This window comes from Streptococcus sp. VTCC 12886, assembly GCF_049893425.1.
Classification (GTDB): domain Bacteria; phylum Bacillota; class Bacilli; order Lactobacillales; family Streptococcaceae; genus Streptococcus; species Streptococcus suis_AA.
In genome coordinates, this window is record NZ_JBMVJB010000002.1 from 78592 (window position 1) to 96528 (window position 17937).

General features: G+C 39.8%; 18 protein-coding genes. 14 read left to right on the forward strand and 4 right to left on the reverse strand.

The annotated features are described in order from the left end of the window. The 7 genes from aroC to ACPC57_RS01120 all read left to right on the forward strand — a co-directional run bounded on the left by aroC (position 1) and on the right by ACPC57_RS01120 (position 6787). Positions 1 to 1167 (forward strand): chorismate synthase, encoded by a 1167-nt coding sequence (gene aroC, locus ACPC57_RS01090; RefSeq protein ID WP_217374968.1) that lies wholly within the window; start codon positions 1 to 3, stop codon positions 1165 to 1167. Between the two features lie 8 nt (positions 1168 to 1175). Then, complete coding sequence (locus ACPC57_RS01095) at positions 1176 to 2279, forward strand: prephenate dehydrogenase (protein ID WP_217374969.1); 1104 nt, start codon at positions 1176 to 1178, stop codon at positions 2277 to 2279. 10 nt (positions 2280 to 2289) lie between these two features. Continuing rightward, positions 2290 to 2631: a YlbF/YmcA family competence regulator gene (locus tag ACPC57_RS01100; RefSeq protein WP_434066115.1), complete on the forward strand. Its 342-nt coding sequence runs from the start codon at positions 2290 to 2292 to the stop codon at positions 2629 to 2631. 437 nt (positions 2632 to 3068) lie between these two features. Continuing rightward, a complete protein-coding gene (locus ACPC57_RS01105; RefSeq protein WP_434066116.1) occupies positions 3069 to 4031 on the forward strand; it encodes an ABC transporter substrate-binding protein in 963 nt (320 codons plus the stop codon). A gap of 27 nt (positions 4032 to 4058) precedes the next feature. Further along, entirely contained in the window at positions 4059 to 5036 is a 978-nt protein-coding gene (locus ACPC57_RS01110) for an ABC transporter substrate-binding protein (protein ID WP_217375154.1), read from the forward strand. A 47-nt stretch (positions 5037 to 5083) separates the two neighbouring features. Further along, the gene (locus ACPC57_RS01115) at positions 5084 to 5977 is read left to right on the forward strand and encodes an ABC transporter permease (protein WP_434066117.1); all 894 of its coding nucleotides are present in this window, start codon (positions 5084 to 5086) and stop codon (positions 5975 to 5977) included. A gap of 9 nt (positions 5978 to 5986) precedes the next feature. Continuing rightward, positions 5987 to 6787 carry an ABC transporter ATP-binding protein gene (locus ACPC57_RS01120; RefSeq protein WP_277843473.1) on the forward strand — a complete coding sequence of 267 codons (801 nt, stop codon included), beginning with the start codon at positions 5987 to 5989 and terminating at the stop codon, positions 6785 to 6787. Positions 6788 to 6840: 53 nt separating this feature from the next. Here the strand turns inward: ACPC57_RS01120 and aroB are convergent, their stop codons facing one another. Genes aroB through ACPC57_RS01140 form a run of 4 tightly spaced genes read right to left on the reverse strand, consistent with a single transcriptional unit; the run spans position 6841 to position 10907 of the window. Continuing rightward, positions 6841 to 7905 (reverse strand): 3-dehydroquinate synthase, encoded by a 1065-nt coding sequence (gene aroB / locus ACPC57_RS01125; protein WP_217374972.1) that lies wholly within the window; start codon positions 7903 to 7905, stop codon positions 6841 to 6843. A gap of 12 nt (positions 7906 to 7917) precedes the next feature. Beyond that, entirely contained in the window at positions 7918 to 8787 is an 870-nt protein-coding gene (locus tag ACPC57_RS01130; protein ID WP_434066118.1) for a shikimate dehydrogenase, read from the reverse strand. Positions 8788 to 8834: 47 nt separating this feature from the next. Continuing rightward, positions 8835 to 9860: a 3-deoxy-7-phosphoheptulonate synthase gene (locus tag ACPC57_RS01135; protein ID WP_274504922.1), complete on the reverse strand. Its 1026-nt coding sequence runs from the start codon at positions 9858 to 9860 to the stop codon at positions 8835 to 8837. A gap of 9 nt (positions 9861 to 9869) precedes the next feature. Beyond that, on the reverse strand, positions 9870 to 10907 hold the full coding sequence (locus ACPC57_RS01140; protein ID WP_277836682.1) for a 3-deoxy-7-phosphoheptulonate synthase: 1038 nt from the start codon (positions 10905 to 10907) through the stop codon (positions 9870 to 9872). 346 nt (positions 10908 to 11253) lie between these two features. Between ACPC57_RS01140 and aroA the strand changes: the two genes are divergently transcribed. The 7 genes from aroA (at position 11254) to ACPC57_RS01175 (ending at position 17819) form a co-directional block, all read left to right on the forward strand. Continuing rightward, a complete protein-coding gene (gene aroA, locus ACPC57_RS01145) occupies positions 11254 to 12534 on the forward strand; it encodes a 3-phosphoshikimate 1-carboxyvinyltransferase (protein ID WP_434066119.1) in 1281 nt (426 codons plus the stop codon). Positions 12535 to 12542: 8 nt separating this feature from the next. Then, complete coding sequence (locus ACPC57_RS01150) at positions 12543 to 13034, forward strand: shikimate kinase (RefSeq protein ID WP_434066120.1); 492 nt, start codon at positions 12543 to 12545, stop codon at positions 13032 to 13034. Further along, the gene (gene pheA, locus ACPC57_RS01155; RefSeq protein ID WP_289648929.1) at positions 13025 to 13852 is read left to right on the forward strand and encodes a prephenate dehydratase; all 828 of its coding nucleotides are present in this window, start codon (positions 13025 to 13027) and stop codon (positions 13850 to 13852) included. The genes ACPC57_RS01150 and pheA overlap by 10 nt, the downstream gene beginning before the upstream one ends. A 15-nt stretch (positions 13853 to 13867) precedes the next feature. Further along, positions 13868 to 15187: an LCP family protein gene (locus tag ACPC57_RS01160; protein ID WP_434066121.1), complete on the forward strand. Its 1320-nt coding sequence runs from the start codon at positions 13868 to 13870 to the stop codon at positions 15185 to 15187. Between the two features lie 64 nt (positions 15188 to 15251). Then, complete coding sequence (gene rlmD / locus ACPC57_RS01165) at positions 15252 to 16613, forward strand: 23S rRNA (uracil(1939)-C(5))-methyltransferase RlmD (RefSeq protein WP_434066122.1); 1362 nt, start codon at positions 15252 to 15254, stop codon at positions 16611 to 16613. 211 nt (positions 16614 to 16824) lie between these two features. Further along, on the forward strand, positions 16825 to 16998 hold the full coding sequence (locus ACPC57_RS01170) for a hypothetical protein (protein WP_006738653.1): 174 nt from the start codon (positions 16825 to 16827) through the stop codon (positions 16996 to 16998). Beyond that, entirely contained in the window at positions 16995 to 17819 is an 825-nt protein-coding gene (locus ACPC57_RS01175; protein ID WP_434066123.1) for a replication initiator protein A, read from the forward strand. The genes ACPC57_RS01170 and ACPC57_RS01175 overlap by 4 nt, the downstream gene beginning before the upstream one ends. Positions 17820 to 17937 lie beyond the last annotated feature (118 nt).

A 17937-nucleotide genomic window follows, 5' to 3' on the forward strand; every position in this document is an offset into this window, starting at 1 on the left:
ATGAGGTATTTAACAGCAGGCGAGTCGCATGGCCCACGTTTAACAGCCATCATAGAGGGAGTTCCAGCAGGTCTTCCTTTAACAGCTGAAGATATTAATAAAGACTTGAAACGCCGTCAAGGTGGTTATGGTCGAGGAAGTCGTATGCAAATTGAAACGGACCGTGTGGAAATTACTGCTGGAGTTCGTCATGGTAAAACAACAGGTGCACCAATCACTCTTAATGTAACAAACAAGGATCATCAGAAGTGGTTGGATATTATGGCTGTTGAGGATATTGAAGAGAAACTCAAAAGCAAGCGTCGCATAAAACACCCACGTCCAGGACATGCCGATTTGGTCGGTGGGATGAAATACCGTTTTAGTGATTTACGAAACTCTTTAGAGCGTTCAAGTGCCCGTGAAACCACAATGAGAGTGGCAGTTGGGGCTGTTGCAAAACGTATTTTGGAAGAACTTGATATTGAGATTGCAAATCATGTTGTTGTTTTTGGTGGGAAAGAAATTGATGTACCAGATGGATTAACTGTTGCTCAGATTCGTGACCGCGCGGCCGCATCAGAAGTTTCCATTGTCAATCAAGAGCGTGAAGAGGAAATCAAGGCTTACATTGACCAAGTGAAACGTGATGGTGATACGATTGGTGGAGTCGTTGAAACAATCGTTGGCGGTGTTCCAGCTGGTTTGGGTTCCTATGTACAATGGGACCGGAAACTAGATGCAAAACTAGCACAGGCTGTTGTGTCAATTAATGCCTTTAAAGGTGCCGAATTTGGTCTTGGTTTTAAAACTGGCTATCTCCAAGGTAGTCAAGTAATGGACGAAATACTTTGGACAGAAGAGGATGGCTATACTCGACGGACAAACCATTTGGGTGGTTTTGAAGGTGGTATGACAAACGGTCAACCATTAATTATCAGAGGGGTGATGAAACCAATTCCAACCCTTTACAAACCGCTTATGTCAGTCGATATTGATACTCACGAGCCTTATAAAGCTACTGTAGAGCGCTCGGATCCAACAGCTCTACCTGCTGCGGGTGTTGTGATGGAATCTGTTGTTGCAACGGTTATTGCAAATGAAATGTTGGAAAAATTCTCTTCAGATAATTTAGAGGAATTAAAAGCTGCTGTTGCTAGCCACCGTGACTATGTTAAGAATTTCTAGGTGATAAGATGACTAAGACAGTATATATTGCCGGTCTCGGTCTAATCGGTGGCTCTCTAGCACTCGGTATACGAAAACACCATCCAGATTACACCATACTTGGTTATAATCGAGGAGAAAAATCTCGTCATATAGCTTTACAAAGAAATATGGTAGATGAGGCGACTGATGATTTCTTACTATTTGCGGGTCGTGCAGATGTTATCATTTTATGCGTTCCAATTCAGCAAACCATTGAGTTTATCAAACAGTTAGGACAAATCGATTTAAAACCAAACGTATTGGTGACAGATGCTGGTTCCACAAAAACAGAGATTATTCAAGCTGCGGAGGCTTATCTCTCAGAAAAAAGAATAAACTTTATCGGAAGTCATCCAATGGCTGGTAGTCATAAATCTGGTGCGGAAGCTGGAGATGTTTTATTATTTGAAAATGCATATTACATTATGACACCTTGTTCATTGACCCAGGCAGATGCAGTTCCTAGACTAACTGACCTCCTTTCGGGAACTGGTGCGCGATTCGTACAGATTGATGCCCGGGAACATGATCTTGTAACGAGTCAAATATCGCATTTTCCCCATGTGCTAGCTTCAACCCTGATGAATCAGGCGGGTGATTATGCCTTAGAACACCCCTTTACAAATAACTTTGCAGCAGGTGGATTTCGAGATATGACTCGAATTGCAGAGAGTGAACCAGGTATGTGGACGAGTATCTTGATGACAAATGCAGAGCCAATTATTGAACGTATAGAAGATTTTAAAGATCGCCTAACTTATATTAGTCAACTTTTAATAGAAAAACGACAGGATGATATTTGGGACTTTTTTGCTAGAGGTAGTCAAACACGTAAAGAGATGGAAATCCATAAGCGTGGTGGTGTTGATTCATTTTTCGATATATTTATCAATGTGCCTGACGAAGAGGACTCTGTTCTAAAAGTTTTAGAGGTCCTGAGAGGAATCTCTATCGTAAATATTCGTATTAACGAAGAGAACCGTGAAGACACATATGGTATCTTACAGATCACATTTAAAAATAAGGAACATTTAGATGAAGCTGCAAAACGTTTAACTGCGCAGACTTCTTATCAAATATACTTAAATTAGGAGGTTGTTTATGACCACAAATATCTATGATATTGCCAATCAATTGGAGCGCGCTATTCGCAATCTACCGGAATATAAGGCAGTAGAAGCAGTGAAAGTATCTGTTGAAGCGAATGCAGAAGCTAAAAGTACCCTAGATGACTATATTTCTTTCCAAAAAGGTATTCAGGAAAAATTGCAAGCAGGTGAAATTCCAACTGAAGCTGACCAAAAGAAAATGGTTGATTTCAATAAAAAGGTTCAAGCCAATCCATTTTTGACAGAGTATTTTACGAAGCAACAACAATTAGGAACCTATGTGGCAGATTTGGAACGGATTATCTTTAAACCATTAAATGAATTGCTTCAATAAACGGCTCAAGTAGTCGTTTATTTTTAGAATTTCATCAATTGTATGAATTTTATTGAAAAATCTGAAAATTTACGCAATTATCTATTGACAAATGATTTTAAAACAGTTATCATAGTTACAAATCAAAAAATGAAAGGAAAACAGATATGCCACGTATGTGTCGAAAACAAACAGTTACTCGTACATATTTCTACAGCTATTTTAGATAGTGTTTGTAGACATGGAAGACATGGATGCAAACACGGGAACGTAAAGTTTGTATCTATGTGGCTGTAGTCATTTTGACGTGTGCCTCATAGATGAATACATCTAAATGGCGCGAGTTGTTCAGTCTGTTTTTACTATACAGTTGAAGCATTGGGGTCGTTTAGAATGTCATCTTCTAGACGGTCCCTTTCTTTTTGGCTTAACTACTTATACATTTAAAGGAGATTGAAGTGTTTAGATTTAAAAAAATTATTCTTAGCTCGGTTGTTGCACTATCAGCGCTAACATTGGCAGCATGTAGTTCTAATAGTGAAGATTCTGGATCAGTTCGGGTTGGTATTATCCAATATGCAGATCATGAGGCATTAACGTCAGCTCGTGAAGGATTTATAGAAGCATTGGAAGATGCGGGATACAAGGAAGGCGAGAATCTGACAATTGATTTACAAAATTCCCAAGGAGATCAAGCCAATTTACAAACAATGGTAGGACAGCTTGCAGGGAAAAATGATTTGAACTTTGCAATTGCAACACCTGCTGCCCAAGCATTGTTAAATGCGGATGGTGAAACACCAAGTGTGTTTACAGCTGTAACGGATCCAGTTGAAGCAGGACTGGTTGAAAGTTTGGATGCACCCGGCGGTTCTATGACAGGATCTACTGATGCAACAGATGTAGAAGGGCAGATTGACATGTTACTTAAAGTGGTTCCTTCAGCTAAAACGGTTGGTATCTTCTACAATTCAAGTGAAGTTAATTCTGAGGTGCAAGCTGACCAAGCTAAACAAGCCCTTGAAGCGAAAGGAGTCAAAGTAGAGGTAGCAACTGTTACTTCAACAAATGACGTTCAACAAACAATGACCTCTCTGGCTGCTAAGGTCGATGCTATCTATCTCCCGACAGATAATACAGTTGCTTCAACTGCTTCAACGATTGGTGAAATTTTACAAGAAGCAAAGGTTCCAGCAATGGGAAGTGATGCCGCAGTTATTGATGCTACTCTATTTACTTATGGAGTTGACTATCATGCAATTGGTGTACAGGCTGGCGAACTAGCTGTGAAAATCTTGAAAGGTGATAAGCCAGCTGACTTGCCAGTTGAAAAACCAAATACAGCTGCTGTTACTGTGAATGAAGAAATGGCGACAGCACTCGGTTTTGATGCTGAAACCATTAAAGCATTGGAAAAATAAAAGTTGGAAAGATAGGAGTATCATATGATGAAAACTAAATTCATGAAAAAAATAGCTGCGATTTCCCTGGTTAGTGTAGGAATTTTGACGCTTGTAGCTTGCTCTTCCGCAAGTTCAGACAAATCTTCTTCTGAAACGGTTAAAGTTGGGATTCTACAATATATGGAACATGAATCCTTGACTGCAGCGCGTGAAGGGTTTGTCGCAGAGTTAGAGGCGAACGGCTACAAAGAAGGAGAAAAATTAGTCTTAGATTATCAGAATGCACAAGGTGATCAAGCAAACCTACAAACTATATCAGAACAATTAATCGATGGAAATGATATTGTGTTAGCTATTGCAACACCTGCTGCACAAAGTTTGGCAACCGTATCAACTGAAACTCCCATCCTATTCACTGCCGTTACGGATCCATTATCAGCGGATTTGGTAGAATCTATTGAAAAACCAGGGGGACTCTTGACAGGAACTTCCGACCAAGCTCCAATTGATAAACAAGTTGAATTGCTAGGACAGGCAGTTCCAGATGCGAAAACAGTTGGTATCCTATATACCACTAGCGAGCGGAACTCTGAGGTTCAAGTAGAACAAGCTAAACAATTATTTGAAAAAGCGGGCTATAAGGTGGTTGTAAAGGGAATCACTTCAACAAATGAAGTGCAAGATGCCACTACAAGCTTGATGAAGGATGTAGATGCTATTTTTGTTCCAACTGATAACACTATTGCCTCAACAATGACCATGATTGGTGAATTGTCTGTTGAGCATCAAATACCAGTTATCGGTGGTTCAACAGATATGGTGGATGAAGGTGGTTTACTAACTTATGGTACTAATTATGAGGCTCTAGGACGTCAAACCGCAAAAATGGCAATCAAAATTATTGAAGGTGCGGATGTTTCTGAAACCGCAGTGGAATACCCTGAAACAGTTAGTCTTCATGTAAATGAGGACATTGCCAAACAACTCGGAATTGATACTAGCAAACTTTCTGTATCTGAGTAAACGGTGCAAGAAGAGAGATTCTTCAATAACCTACAAAGGAGAAAATCGTGGATATTATTTTATCGAGTATTTCGCAAGGCTTGCTTTGGTCAGTCATGGCGATTGGTGTTTACTTGACTTTTCGTATTTTGGATATCGCAGATATGACAGCAGAGGGATCTTATCCCCTTGGAGCCGCTGTTTGTGCAACAGGAATTGTAAATGGTCTAAACCCTTTCCTTGCAACTTTTCTTGCAATGATAGCTGGTATGGGAGCTGGATTAATTTCTGGCTTACTCCACACAAAGTTAAAAATTCCTGCTCTCTTGACAGGTATTGTCACCTTGACAGGTCTTTATTCGATTAACTTGAAAATATTAGATAAGGCCAATGTGGCTTTGCTTAAGCAGGAGACCTTGGTCACTCAATTGCAGGATTTTGGTTTGACTAAAACGAATGCTGTACTGGTGATTGGTATCATCTTTGTTTTAGCAGTTGTCGGAGTGTTAACGCTTTTACTCAATACACAAATTGGTTTGGCTATTCGTTCAACAGGGGATAATATTCCAATGAGTGAAGCAAATGGCATTAACGTAGACAGAATGAAAATCTATGGCTATATGATGTCAAATGGGTTAATTGCTCTCTGTGGTGCCTTGTTGACCCAAAATAATGGTTATGCAGATCTTAACTCTGGTACGGGTACTATCGTTATCGGTTTGGCATCTGTCATTATTGCTGAAGTCATATTACGGAATCTCCGTTTGGGTTGGAGATTGCTGTCAGTTGTACTGGGTGCAGTCGTATACCGCTTGATTATTCTTGCGATTTTGGAAATACCTGGGATGGATGCGGACCTTGTTAAACTCTTCTCTGCAATTCTATTGGCAACTGTACTTTATGTACCTGAATTACAGAAGAAACTCAATATTCGTCGTCCCAAATTAAATGGACATGCTTAGGAGGAAATAATGACAACAATTTTATCAATAGAAAATATTCATAAAACCTTCGAAGCAGGGACTGTCAATGAAAATCATGTTCTTCGTGGGTTAAGCTTAGATGTGAAAGAAGGAGACTTTATCTCTATTATCGGTGGTAATGGTGCTGGTAAGTCAACATTTATGAACTCACTTGCTGGAGCACTAACGGTTGATTCGGGTGATATTTTACTTGAAGGGAAATCCATCAAGCATGTCTCAGCTGCAAAACGTTCTAAGGACATTAGCCGTGTTTTCCAAGATCCGAAGATGGGAACTGCTTCTCGCCTAACTATTGAAGAAAACATGGCCATTGCTTATCGTCGTGGATTATCACGTGGTCTCGGTTGGGGTGTAAAAGATAGTGAACGTGCTATTTTTAAGGAAGCATTGAAAGAGCTTGGTCTCGGATTGGAAAACCGTATGAAAGTTGATACTCAATTTCTTTCAGGTGGCCAACGTCAAGCTTTGACTTTGATGATGGCTTCACTTGTTAAGCCCAAGGTACTCTTGCTAGATGAACATACTGCTGCCCTAGATCCAAAAACCAGTGATATGGTAATGGAATTGACGAAGAAAATCGTTGAAGGACACCAATTAACGGCGTTGATGATTACGCACAATATGGAAAACGCTATTGTATATGGCAATCGATTAGTGATGTTGCATCGTGGTCAAATCGTTGTTGATGTTGAGGGTGAAGAGAAGAAGAACTTAACTGTTCAAGACTTGATGAATCTTTTCTACCAGAATAGTGGCGAAAAATTGACTGATGATGATATGATATTGTAAAAAAAAGGCTACTGAGTTTATTGCTTCAACTCAGTAGCCTTTTGTTATATGTTCTATTGCAAGAACTCTCTCATTTCTTCTAATGGAATGTGATGGATTGCAGCCTGTCCAAGCTGTGGCACGATAACAAGCTTAATAGTTTTTCCTCTTGCTTTCTTATCGTGAGTTAAGGCTGTATATAATTCCTCGCTATTCCATGGTTGATGTGCAGTTGGCAAACCAAACTTCTCACACATAGCGATAATTTTTTCAGTTATACCTGCTGGCATCAATCCTTTTTTCTCAGAAGCACGTGAGATTTGAACCATTCCGATAGCGACAGCTTCACCGTGCATGACTTGACCATAGCCAGCGGTAGCTTCAATCGCATGACCGATTGTGTGTCCAAAGTTTAGATATAAGCGGACTCCATTGTCCAACTCATCTTCGACTACAACCTTGCGTTTAACTTCGCAGGAGTGGTAGATGATATAGTCGGCATTCTCCAAAATACTTTCTACAGATCCATCTAATCGGTCAAGTGTATCCCAGAGTTCCACATCATCGATCAAGCCATATTTAACGACTTCGCCCATTCCTTCAATCAATTCACGTTTGCCAAGTGTTTTTAGGGTATTAGGGTCAATGAGGACGCCATCAGGTTGGTAGAAGCTACCGACCATATTCTTAGCGAATGGTGTATTCACGCCAGTTTTCCCACCAATTGAAGAATCAACTTGGGCAGTTAGACTCGTTGGAACCTGGAGAAAATGAATACCCCGCATATAAGTTGAAGCAACGTAGCCAGCTAAATCTCCAACCACACCACCACCAAGAGCTAAAATTCCATCACTCCGTGTCATCCCGTTTTTTACGAGAAATTCGTAGGCTTGATAAACAGTTTCAAGATTTTTTGATGCTTCACCTTCTGGAAATTCAAATACAATAGTGTCAAAACCAGCTTGTTCTAAACTAGCTTGAACCGTTTGAGTATACAGTCTACCAACCAGGTCATCTGTAATGATGGCAATTTTTTGAGGGTTCCAGAGTCCTTTGACCCAGGAACCAACCTGTGACAAGCTACCTCTTTCAATGAGGATGTCATATGGATTGTGGGGAAGGTTAACAGTTAGTTTCATACCCGTTCCTCTCTATTTGATATCGTATTTCTGTACTAATAGTTGCCGAATCAAATCTGTCGGCATTTCTTTTCCCGTCCAGAGTTCAAAGGCTTCCGCTGCTTGAAAGAGTAGCATACCCAGACCGTTGATGGTGGGATTTCCTTGTGAATTTGCCATTTTCAATAAAGGTGTTTCAAATGGTTGATATATCACATCCGCGACCAATAGTTCCTCTGGAAAACGAATGGTAGCTGGGAGTGGTAGGGAAGTGCCATCCATTCCCACACTGGTTCCATTGATGAGTAAGTCTGAATTGTTTATGTGCTCTGCGAGTAAGTAGCTATCATTGTTGGGGAGTACTTGTAGGGAAACTCCAGTAGATTGTGCAATAGTTTGGACTGTTACAACAGTCCTTTCCACACTTTGTGGGCGACAAAAAATGGTGATTTCCTTTGCGCCATCTATTGCAGCTTGGGCGATAATGGCAGTTGAAGCACCACCTCCACCTAAGATTGTCAGCCGTTTGTTTCTTACATGGAATGCTCTAAGAGTTTCCAAACTTTTAAAAAATCCGATGCCGTCTGTATTGTGACCAATAAGCAGGCCGTCTTGATGAAGAACAGTATTAACGGCACCAATCAAGCGAGCAGACTCTGTTAAATCATCTAGGTAGGGTATTACAGCCTGTTTATAAGGCATGGAAAGATTAATTCCAAACATGTTATATCGTTTGATATTTTCAAGTGTGACTGCTAGATCATCTTCTGGAATTTCCCATGCTAGGTAGACTCCATTTACACCCGTTTCCTCAAAAGCAAGATTGTGGATGAAGGGTGAAATGGAATGTTTTATTGGCTTTGCAACTACAGCTGCTAGGCGAGTATATCCATCAATATTCACAAAATGTCTCCAATTCTAATCAATCATGCTTTGCAATTGTAAAATAATTATAGTGTCTGATGAATTTCACGGATGAGTGCTTCGGTTTTTTCCCATCCCAAGCAAGGATCAGTGATGGACTTGCCATAGACTTCGGGGCTATCTTGACGGCCGTCTTCTAAGTAGGATTCAATCATGAAACCACGGACGTATTTACGAATGGATTCGTTCCAATCACGATTAATAAGCGTTTGGCGAACGATGCGAATTTGCTCCAAGTAATTTTTACCAGAATTATCATGGTTAGTATCGATGACAATGAATGGATTTTCAAGACCAAATTGCTCATATTGCTTGATGGTTTTCAAAAGAATGTCATAGTAGTAGTTCGGTTCATAACCACCTTTTTCAGTATTGGCACCGCGAAGAATAGCGTGGGCAAGTGGATTGCCGTCTGTATAAACTTCCGCATCTCGGTAGATAAAATTTTGTTTATTTTGTGTAGCATAGATACCATTGAACATGACAGTCAAATTACCTGAAGTCGGGTTTTTCATGCCTGTAGGCATATCGATTCCAGAAGCAACGAAACGGTGTTCTTGGTCTTCGACGGAGCGAGCTCCGATGGCATGATAAGATACCAAATCTTCTACCAAAGGATAATTTGCGGAATAGAGCATTTCGTCCGCCGTTGTCAAACCTGTCTCAGTAATAACACGGTAATGCAGATGACGTACAGCAGCAATACCATTAATTAAATCAGGTAGCTTAGAGGTATCTGGTTGATGCATCAAACCCTTGTATCCCTCACCATTTGTACGCGGTTTTGCAGTATAGACTCGCATAACGATAAAGATTTTATCTTTAACCTCTTCCTGGAGTTTTGACAAACGGTGTGCATAATCTAAAACAGCATCTTCATTATCAGAAGAGCAAGGTCCGATGACGAGGAGAAAACGTTGATCTTCACCTCTAATCACTCGTTTTAGTTCTTCATCACGCTGGTTTTTTGCTACTAAAAATTCGCCTTCAAGTTTTGAAAGTTCTTTAATTTGTTCTACATCAATACTAGTACTTTTTCTATGTATTCCCATCATTATTTCCTATCTGTTATATATTTCTTGGATTAATTCTTGTGTTTTTTCCCATCCTAAACATGGATCAGTGATTGATTTGCCATAAATGTCTGGATTGTCCTGACGACCGTCCTCAATATAGGATTCAATCATAAATCCACGTACATAGTTGCGGATGGACTCGTTCCAGTCTCGGTTGATCAAGGTTTGGCGTACGATTCGTATTTGTTCTAAATAGTTTTTACCAGAGTTATCATGGTTTGTATCAATCAAAATAAATGGATTTTTTAAGCCGAATTGTTGATAAATCTCAATCGTTTCCAAAAGGTTATCATAGTAGTAGTTCGGCAGGTATTTTCCATTTTCGTTCACTGCCCCGCGGAGAATAACATGGGCAAGTGGGTTACCAGAAGTTTCAACTTCCGTATTATTGAAAAGGAAGGACTGCTTTTTCTGAGCTGCAAAGATTCCATTAAACATAACTTTTAGGTTTCCAGATGTTGGATTTTTCAAGCCTGTTGGAACATCAATACCAGAAGCAACAAAGCGGTGTTGCTGGTTTTCAACAGAGCGAGCACCAATCGCAATATAGGAAACTAGATCATCTACAAGCGGGAGATTTTCAGGATACAGCATTTCGTCAGCAGTCGTTAAACCAGTTTCCGTAATCACACGATAGTGCAGGTTACGAACGGCTTTAATTCCATTAATAAGACTAGGGGCGGCATCTGTATCAGGCTGATGCATGAGTCCCTTGTAGCCATCCCCATTAGTACGTGGTTTGGCAGTATATACACGCATGACCATGAAGATTTTATCCTTGACTTCCTCTTGGAGTTTAGCCAAGCGATGCGCATAATCAAGAACAGCTTCCTCATTATCAGATGAACATGGACCGATGACCAATAATAGACGATCGTCTTCACCTTTGAGAATTGCTTCTAGCTCACGGTCTCGTGCTTGTTTTTTTGCAAGTGTTTCAGGTGCTAATTTAGAATGTTCTCGAACCTGTTCGATATTAATTTTTTCGCTGATTGGTGTAAACAATAGTTCTTCCTCTTTCATTAGTAGATTTCCTAATTATATCATTATTCTGACGATTTTTAAATATAGATTAGTGAATCTGCGGTAAATTTACAGCAAATTCAGAATATTTCCTTTCTAGATTATGAAAATCTGAGATACTGACCGATTTTGAATTGATTTCGAAATGAAGGTTTAAACATGTAGTTTGGTAAACGATGTCTAAAACCGATAAAAATATACTTGATTAGCATTAGCTTCAATAAATACATTTTAACGTTTGTTTTAAATCACGAATAATCGTATTTTTCCTACGAATTGTCAAAAAAATCAGAAAATATTCTGTAAATATGGTAAAATGGGAATGAAACTATTTTGAGGTAAGGATATGAGATTAAGAAGCAATGTAGAGCAATTAAAGGGGACCATTCGTGTTCCAGGTGATAAATCAATCAGTCACCGTTCGATTATTTTTGGTAGCTTGGCTAAGGGTGTCACAACAGTTCACGATATTCTTCGAGGAGAAGATGTCCTATCGACTATGCAAGTTTTCCGTGATCTTGGAGTTGAAATTGAAGATAAAGGGGACACTGTGGAGATTCATGGTGTTGGTTTTGATGGCTTTCAGGCTCCCAAAAATGATTTGGACATGGGAAATTCGGGAACATCGATTCGCTTGATATCAGGTGTTTTAGCTGGTCAGGACTTCGAGGCAACCATGTTTGGTGATGATTCTCTGTCCAAACGTCCAATGGATCGTGTAACTGTCCCACTCAGTCAAATGGGTGTGGAGATTTCAGGACAAACTGACCGTGATTTGCCACCTTTAACAATAAAAGGTAGTAAGCATTTAAAACCGATTCATTACAAACTTCCTGTAGCTTCAGCTCAAGTTAAGTCAGCTCTGCTATTTGCTGCCTTACAGGCAGATGGGGAATCCGTCATAGTTGAGAAGGAGCTGACACGAAATCATACGGAAGATATGATTGTTCAATTTGGTGGGCAATTGGATGTTCATGGAAAAGAAATTCGCATTCAAGGTGGTCAGGAGTTTACACCGCAAGAAATCACAGTTCCAGGTGACATTTCAAGTGCAGCATTCTGGTTGGTTGCTGGGTTGGTTGTTCCAGGATCAAAGATTACGCTAGAAAATGTTGGTATTAACGAGACGCGTACAGGAATTTTAGATGTCATTAAGGCCATGGGCGGGAAAATGACCTTGTCGAATGTTGATGAACTCGCTAAATCTGCCACCATTACAGTTGAATATTCAGAACTACATGCCACAGAAATTGGTGGTGAATTAATTCCACGTTTAATTGATGAATTGCCTATTATCGCCTTATTAGCAACTCAAGTAAATGGTACAACTGTGATTCGGGATGCTGAAGAACTCAAGGTTAAAGAAACAGATCGAATTCAAGTTGTTGCGGATGCTTTGAATAGCATGGGTGCGAATATTGAGCCGACTGAGGATGGTATGATTATTCATGGACCAACATCTTTACATGGTGCTACTGTCAATACCTTTGGTGATCATCGTATTGGTATGATGACAGCTATCGCTGCATTGTTGGCTAAAAATGGAGAAGTTGTGTTAGAGAGAGCGGAAGCGATCAATACAAGCTACCCTGCTTTCTTTGAACACTTAAATAGTTTGATTGATTAGGAGTAAATATGCCAATCGTATTGCTAGGATTTATGGGGGTTGGGAAAACTACAACTGCCAGTTTGTTAGAACTCCCAGTCTATGATATGGACCAGATCATAGAGGAACGGATTGGTATGTCAATCGCTGATTATTTTAGTCTGAAGGGAGAAACGGCTTTTCGACAGATTGAGACCGAGGTGCTAAAAGACTTATTAACATTACCAGCAGATTGCATTGTTTCAACGGGTGGTGGTGTTGTAAAATCTGAAGTAAACAGGAAGTTATTGCTGGAAAATAAGGATAATAATGTACTTCTTACAGCCTCCTTTGAGGTTGCTTATCAGAGAATTAGCATGGATGATCAATCTCCAAGGCCACTCTTTTTGCAACATAGCAAAGATGAATTTAAAGCCATTTATCAAGAACGGATGTCACTTTATCAAGGATTGGCAACAACAGTTATTGATACAGATCATGTACGTCCAGAACAAGTAGCAAGGAAAATTCTATGCAAGTAGCCTATTTGGGACCTCGTGGTTCCTTCACCCATCAAGTTGCCCAGGAGGCATTTCCTACTGCTGATTTGAAGGCCTTCGGAACGATTACAGAAGTGATTAAAGCTTATGAAAATGGACAAGTTACCTATTCCGTCATTCCAGTAGAAAACTCGATTGAAGGAAGTGTTCATGAGACCATAGACTATCTTTTTCATCAGGCAGAAATACATGCAGTTGCAGAAATCGTTCAACCAATTGCTCAGCAGTTATTGGCAACCGATGCACATAAATCAATTGAAGTGATTTATTCCCATCCTCAAGCTATTGCTCAGGGGAAAAAATACATTCAGGAGCATTTTCCTCAGGCTCGGATTGAAGTTACGGCAAGTACTGCTTACGCGGCTCGATTTGTCGCTGAACATGCGGACCAACCATTCGCTGCCATTGCTCCTCATGCTGCTGCAGATGAGTATGGTTTGGTGGTGATTGGACAAGATATCCAGGAAATTAGTGAAAACTTTACCCGCTTTTGGATCTTGGGAACAGTAGCTCCAGATATACAGTTGAGAAAGGTGGCACAAAAAGTTAGCTTAGCACTGACCTTGCCAGATAATTTACCGGGTGCCCTCTATAAAGCAATGTCTGTTTTTTCATGGCGCGGGATTAACCTAACAAAAATAGAAAGTCGTCCTTTAAAAACAGCACTGGGAGAGTATTTTTTCATATTAGATATTGATCATCAATCCGATGAATTGCTAGCTTATTCACAAGATGAATTGACTAGTTTAGGAATATCATGTAAAATACTAGGGAATTACCTGGTTTATATGACCAGCTAGGATGAAATGAGACAAATGAATAATAATGATAGTATCCTAACCCATCATGAACAATTGAGGTTAGATTATTTACAAAAAAATATCCACTATTTAAACGAAAAAGAGAGTCGTGAATTAGAGTATTTACTGTATAAAAAAGAGCTTAGAGATCGTCATGCAGCTCCTCAACAACCGAAGACACGTCATGTAGGATCTGCTTATGAGGATGATTTTGAGAGTGATTACTTTGATGATGATATTGAACAGGAATCTATCCTACCTCAGTATCCTGAACGTAGATCAAGAAGCAGAAAGCAGCCCCAAAAGCGGATACAACCAGAAAAAACAGCACCTAAAATCAAGTTGAAAAAACAGAAAAAACCTAGAAAACGCGGTCGGTTGAAACGATTTTTCTTTTATTTGATTCTTGCTTTCTTGTTTGTCATTGGAGCGATGGGCTATAATTTTTTCAAAGGTATGAACAGCGTTAGCGAGAAACCAGTTGCCGAAGTATTTAATGGTGTAAAGACAGCTGATGGAACAAACATCCTGATTTTGGGGACTGATGGGCGCCTTGGTGAAAATTCTGATGAAACCCGTACCGATACCATAATGGTCTTGAACGTCAATAATAAGGACAATAAGGTTAAACTCGTCAGTTTCATGCGTGATACCTTGGTGAATATTGATGGTTACGAATACAAATTAAATAACGCCTATACCCTAGGTGAGCAAGATAATCAACAGGGTGCTGAACAAGTACGTAAGACCTTAAAGGATAATTTTGACATTGATATTCAATATTATGCAATGGTTGATTTTGCAACATTTGCTACCACAATTGATACACTTTTCCCTGAGGGAGTTACAATAGACGCGCAGTTCTCTACAATTGATGGAGAAGAAGTCAGTTCTGTTGAAGTTCCTAATGACTTAGGACTTGAGGAGAACGCACCTGCCTACCAGACTATTCAAGTAGGCGTGCAACAGATGGACGGAAAAACACTTTTAAACTATGCCCGTTATCGTTACGATGATGAGGGGGACTTTGGTCGAACTAGACGTCAGCAGCAGGTGTTGTCAGCCGTCATGTCACAGGCAAAAAATCCAATGAAACTATTTTCTGGTTCTGAGGCAATAGGGAAAGTTGTCGCAATGACGCCTACAACAGTTCCACAAAGTTTTATGTGGTTACAAGGTCCTGGCATTGTTTTAGATGCCGCAAATGGTATTGAACGAATGACCATCCCTGAAAATGGAGATTGGATTGATGATTATGATATGTTTGGTGGTATGGCTTTACGAATTGATTTTGATAATTATCAACAACGCTTAGCAGAATTGGGCTTGCGTTAGGAAATATGGTATACTAGAAGTGACTTCGGTCACTTTTTTAGTGCCCAAAATAGAAAGTAGAACTATGTTTAAGAAAAATGATATTGTTGAAGTAGAAATAATTGACCTGACCCATGAGGGACAAGGTGTCGCAAAATTAGACGGATTTGTCTTTTTTGTAGACAATGCTCTACCGGGTGAAAATATTCGGATGAAAATTTTAAAACTGAAGAAAAATATTGGGTTTGGTAAGGTGGAAGAATGGCTGAGCTTTTCACCAAATCGCAATCAGAGCCTTGATTTGACCTATTTAAGAACAGGTATTGCTGATTTGGGTCATTTGAATTATGCTGCTCAACTTGAATTTAAGAGAAAGCAAGTTGAAACTAGTTTGAGAAAGATTGCAGGTATCTCAAATATTGAGGTGAACGATACAATCGGGATGAATCATCCTGTGGCTTACCGTAACAAGGCAGCTGTGCCTGTCCGTCGTGTCAACGGCCAATTAGAAACAGGCTTTTTCCGAAAAAATTCTCACGATTTAGTGCCAATTGAAGATTTTTATATTCAGCACAAGGAAATTGATGCCTTGATTTTGGCTACTCGTAATCTTATGCGTCAACTGGATTTAAAGCCTTACGATGAAATAGAACAAACTGGTCTGGTCAGAAACATTGTCGTTCGTCGTGGCCATTATTCAGGGCAACTCATGTTGATCATCGTGACAACCAGGCCAAAGATTTTTCGTATTGAAACCTTAATCGAACGCTTGACCAGTCAGTTTCCGAATCTTGTCTCTGTAATTCAGAATATCAACGATCAGAACACCAATGCGATATTCGGTCAAGATTTCCGCCTCTTGTACGGTAGTGAAACAATAGTTGATACGATGTTGGGCAATGAATTTGAAATTTCAGCCCCTTCTTTCTATCAAGTCAATACTGAAATGGCTGAAAAACTATATCAAACGGCTATTGACTTTGCTGAACTATCGGCAGATGATCTTGTAATTGATGCCTATTCTGGTATCGGGACGATCGGTCTATCTTTTGCAAGACAAGTCCAGCATGTTTATGGAGTGGAAATGGTTGAAAAGGCTGTCCTTGATAGCCAGAAAAATGCTGCTAGAAATGGTATTGAGAATGTTACCTACGTTTGTGATAGCGCTGAATCGGCGATGAAAAAATGGGTGATGGCTGGCATTAAACCGACTGTTATCTTTGTTGATCCGCCAAGAAAAGGTTTGACGGATAGTTTTATCCGTGCCAGTGCATCTGTTGAGCCTGAAAAAATTGTCTACATTTCCTGTAATGTAGCCACGATGGCGCGTGATGTAAAGCTCTATGAAGAGTTAGGGTATCGATTAACCAAAGTACAGCCGACAGATTTATTTCCAAATACGCACCACGTCGAGTGCGTAGTGTTGCTACAACGAAGCAAAGGGTAAAAATCCTTTATTTTAAGCACTTTTTCAAGCATTTTGTCTTTATTGAAAAGAGTGATTTTGACATAAAAAAGGTGCAAAAAAAGTACATTGATGTGAACGTCTGTTTGGATGTCGACTGCGTAGATAAAAAATAGATACGTCAGTAGTAAATTAACTAAACGAGAACATTTTAATAAGTGTTCTCGCTTTTTTTATTCTCAGGAGGAAAATCATGCAAAAGAATGAACAGTCATCACGACAAATTGTGATGTGTCATCTCATGGCTATCATGGGAATCGATATTGAGAAAGCGACATGGATAGTTGGTGAGATGGAAGAGTCTGGCTTAATCCAGTTTGATGACATGGGAAATGTTGGTCTGTTAGTGCTGGAGGGACAATCATGAAACGTATCACCGCAAATCACTATCAAACGTCAGAGCGTTATTATAAGCTCCCAAAACTCTTATTTGAGAGCGAACGCTACAAGGATATGAAACTAGAAGTTAAGGTTGCTTATGCTGTTCTAAAAGACCGTTTGGAATTGTCATTAAGTAGAGGGTGGATAGATGAAGATGGAGCTATTTATTTGGTCTATTCCAACTCCAAACTCATGGCACTACTTGGCTGTTCCAAGTCAAAATTATTGACGATTAAGAAAACCTTACGAGAGTATGGTTTGATAGATGAAGTCCAACAATCTTCCAGTGAAAAAGGACGTTTGGCGAATAAAATTTACTTAGGTGAGTTGGAACATGAACCTACCCCAGTCTCAAATTCAGACGGGGGTGGTGTTCAAAAAACACTAGGGGGGTATCAAAATCAGCCGGGGCCAGTCTTAAATTCAGCCACTAGTGAGACTGAAGTTAGTGAGACTGATATGAGTGAAACTAAAGAGAGTGAGTCAGTCATTGAGGACGACGAGGAGAAAGAAAGTCTAACAAGTAAGAAATGTGACAATGACAAATTTCAACGTAAGGTGGAGCAAGTCACAAGATATGACAGAGATTACATTTGGGGACTGGTTCATGACCAGTTGAGACAAGTTGGTCTTTCGCAGGCTGCTAGTGATTATGCCATGATTTATTTTGATCATCGTTATCAGTACGCTTTAGAGAATATGAGGTTTGCGGATAAATCAGAAACGATAGCGGAATACGTCTTTAATGGCGTCTTATCCGAATGGACCAAGGTCCAACGCTTAAAAGAACTAAAAGGGGGTGAGTAAGGTGTTTTGGTGGATATTATTAGGTATTTGGGGATTAGGAATGATTTGGTTCATTTTTGAACTTATCACTGCCCCAGAAATGGAAGATCATTGTTAAGCAAGGACGTTACGCAAGAAG

Bases quoted from the DNA above. Each gene is read 5' to 3' on its own strand.
- aroC (WP_217374968.1), top strand. From the start codon at position 1: ATGAGGTATTTAACAGCAGGCGAGTCGCATGGCCCACGTTTAACAGCC.
- ACPC57_RS01095 (WP_217374969.1), top strand. From the start codon at position 1,176: ATGACTAAGACAGTATATATTGCCGGTCTCGGTCTAATCGGTGGCTCT.
- ACPC57_RS01100 (WP_434066115.1), top strand. From the start codon at position 2,290: ATGACCACAAATATCTATGATATTGCCAATCAATTGGAGCGCGCTATT.
- ACPC57_RS01110 (WP_217375154.1), top strand. From the start codon at position 4,059: ATGAAAACTAAATTCATGAAAAAAATAGCTGCGATTTCCCTGGTTAGT.
- ACPC57_RS01120 (WP_277843473.1), top strand. From the start codon at position 5,987: ATGACAACAATTTTATCAATAGAAAATATTCATAAAACCTTCGAAGCA.
- aroB (WP_217374972.1), bottom strand. From the start codon at position 7,905: ATGAAACTAACTGTTAACCTTCCCCACAATCCATATGACATCCTCATT.
- ACPC57_RS01135 (WP_274504922.1), bottom strand. From the start codon at position 9,860: ATGGGAATACATAGAAAAAGTACTAGTATTGATGTAGAACAAATTAAA.
- ACPC57_RS01140 (WP_277836682.1), bottom strand. From the start codon at position 10,907: ATGAAAGAGGAAGAACTATTGTTTACACCAATCAGCGAAAAAATTAAT.
- aroA (WP_434066119.1), top strand. From the start codon at position 11,254: ATGAGATTAAGAAGCAATGTAGAGCAATTAAAGGGGACCATTCGTGTT.
- ACPC57_RS01150 (WP_434066120.1), top strand. From the start codon at position 12,543: ATGCCAATCGTATTGCTAGGATTTATGGGGGTTGGGAAAACTACAACT.
- pheA (WP_289648929.1), top strand. From the start codon at position 13,025: ATGCAAGTAGCCTATTTGGGACCTCGTGGTTCCTTCACCCATCAAGTT.
- ACPC57_RS01160 (WP_434066121.1), top strand. From the start codon at position 13,868: ATGAATAATAATGATAGTATCCTAACCCATCATGAACAATTGAGGTTA.
- rlmD (WP_434066122.1), top strand. From the start codon at position 15,252: ATGTTTAAGAAAAATGATATTGTTGAAGTAGAAATAATTGACCTGACC.
- ACPC57_RS01170 (WP_006738653.1), top strand. From the start codon at position 16,825: ATGCAAAAGAATGAACAGTCATCACGACAAATTGTGATGTGTCATCTC.
- ACPC57_RS01175 (WP_434066123.1), top strand. From the start codon at position 16,995: ATGAAACGTATCACCGCAAATCACTATCAAACGTCAGAGCGTTATTAT.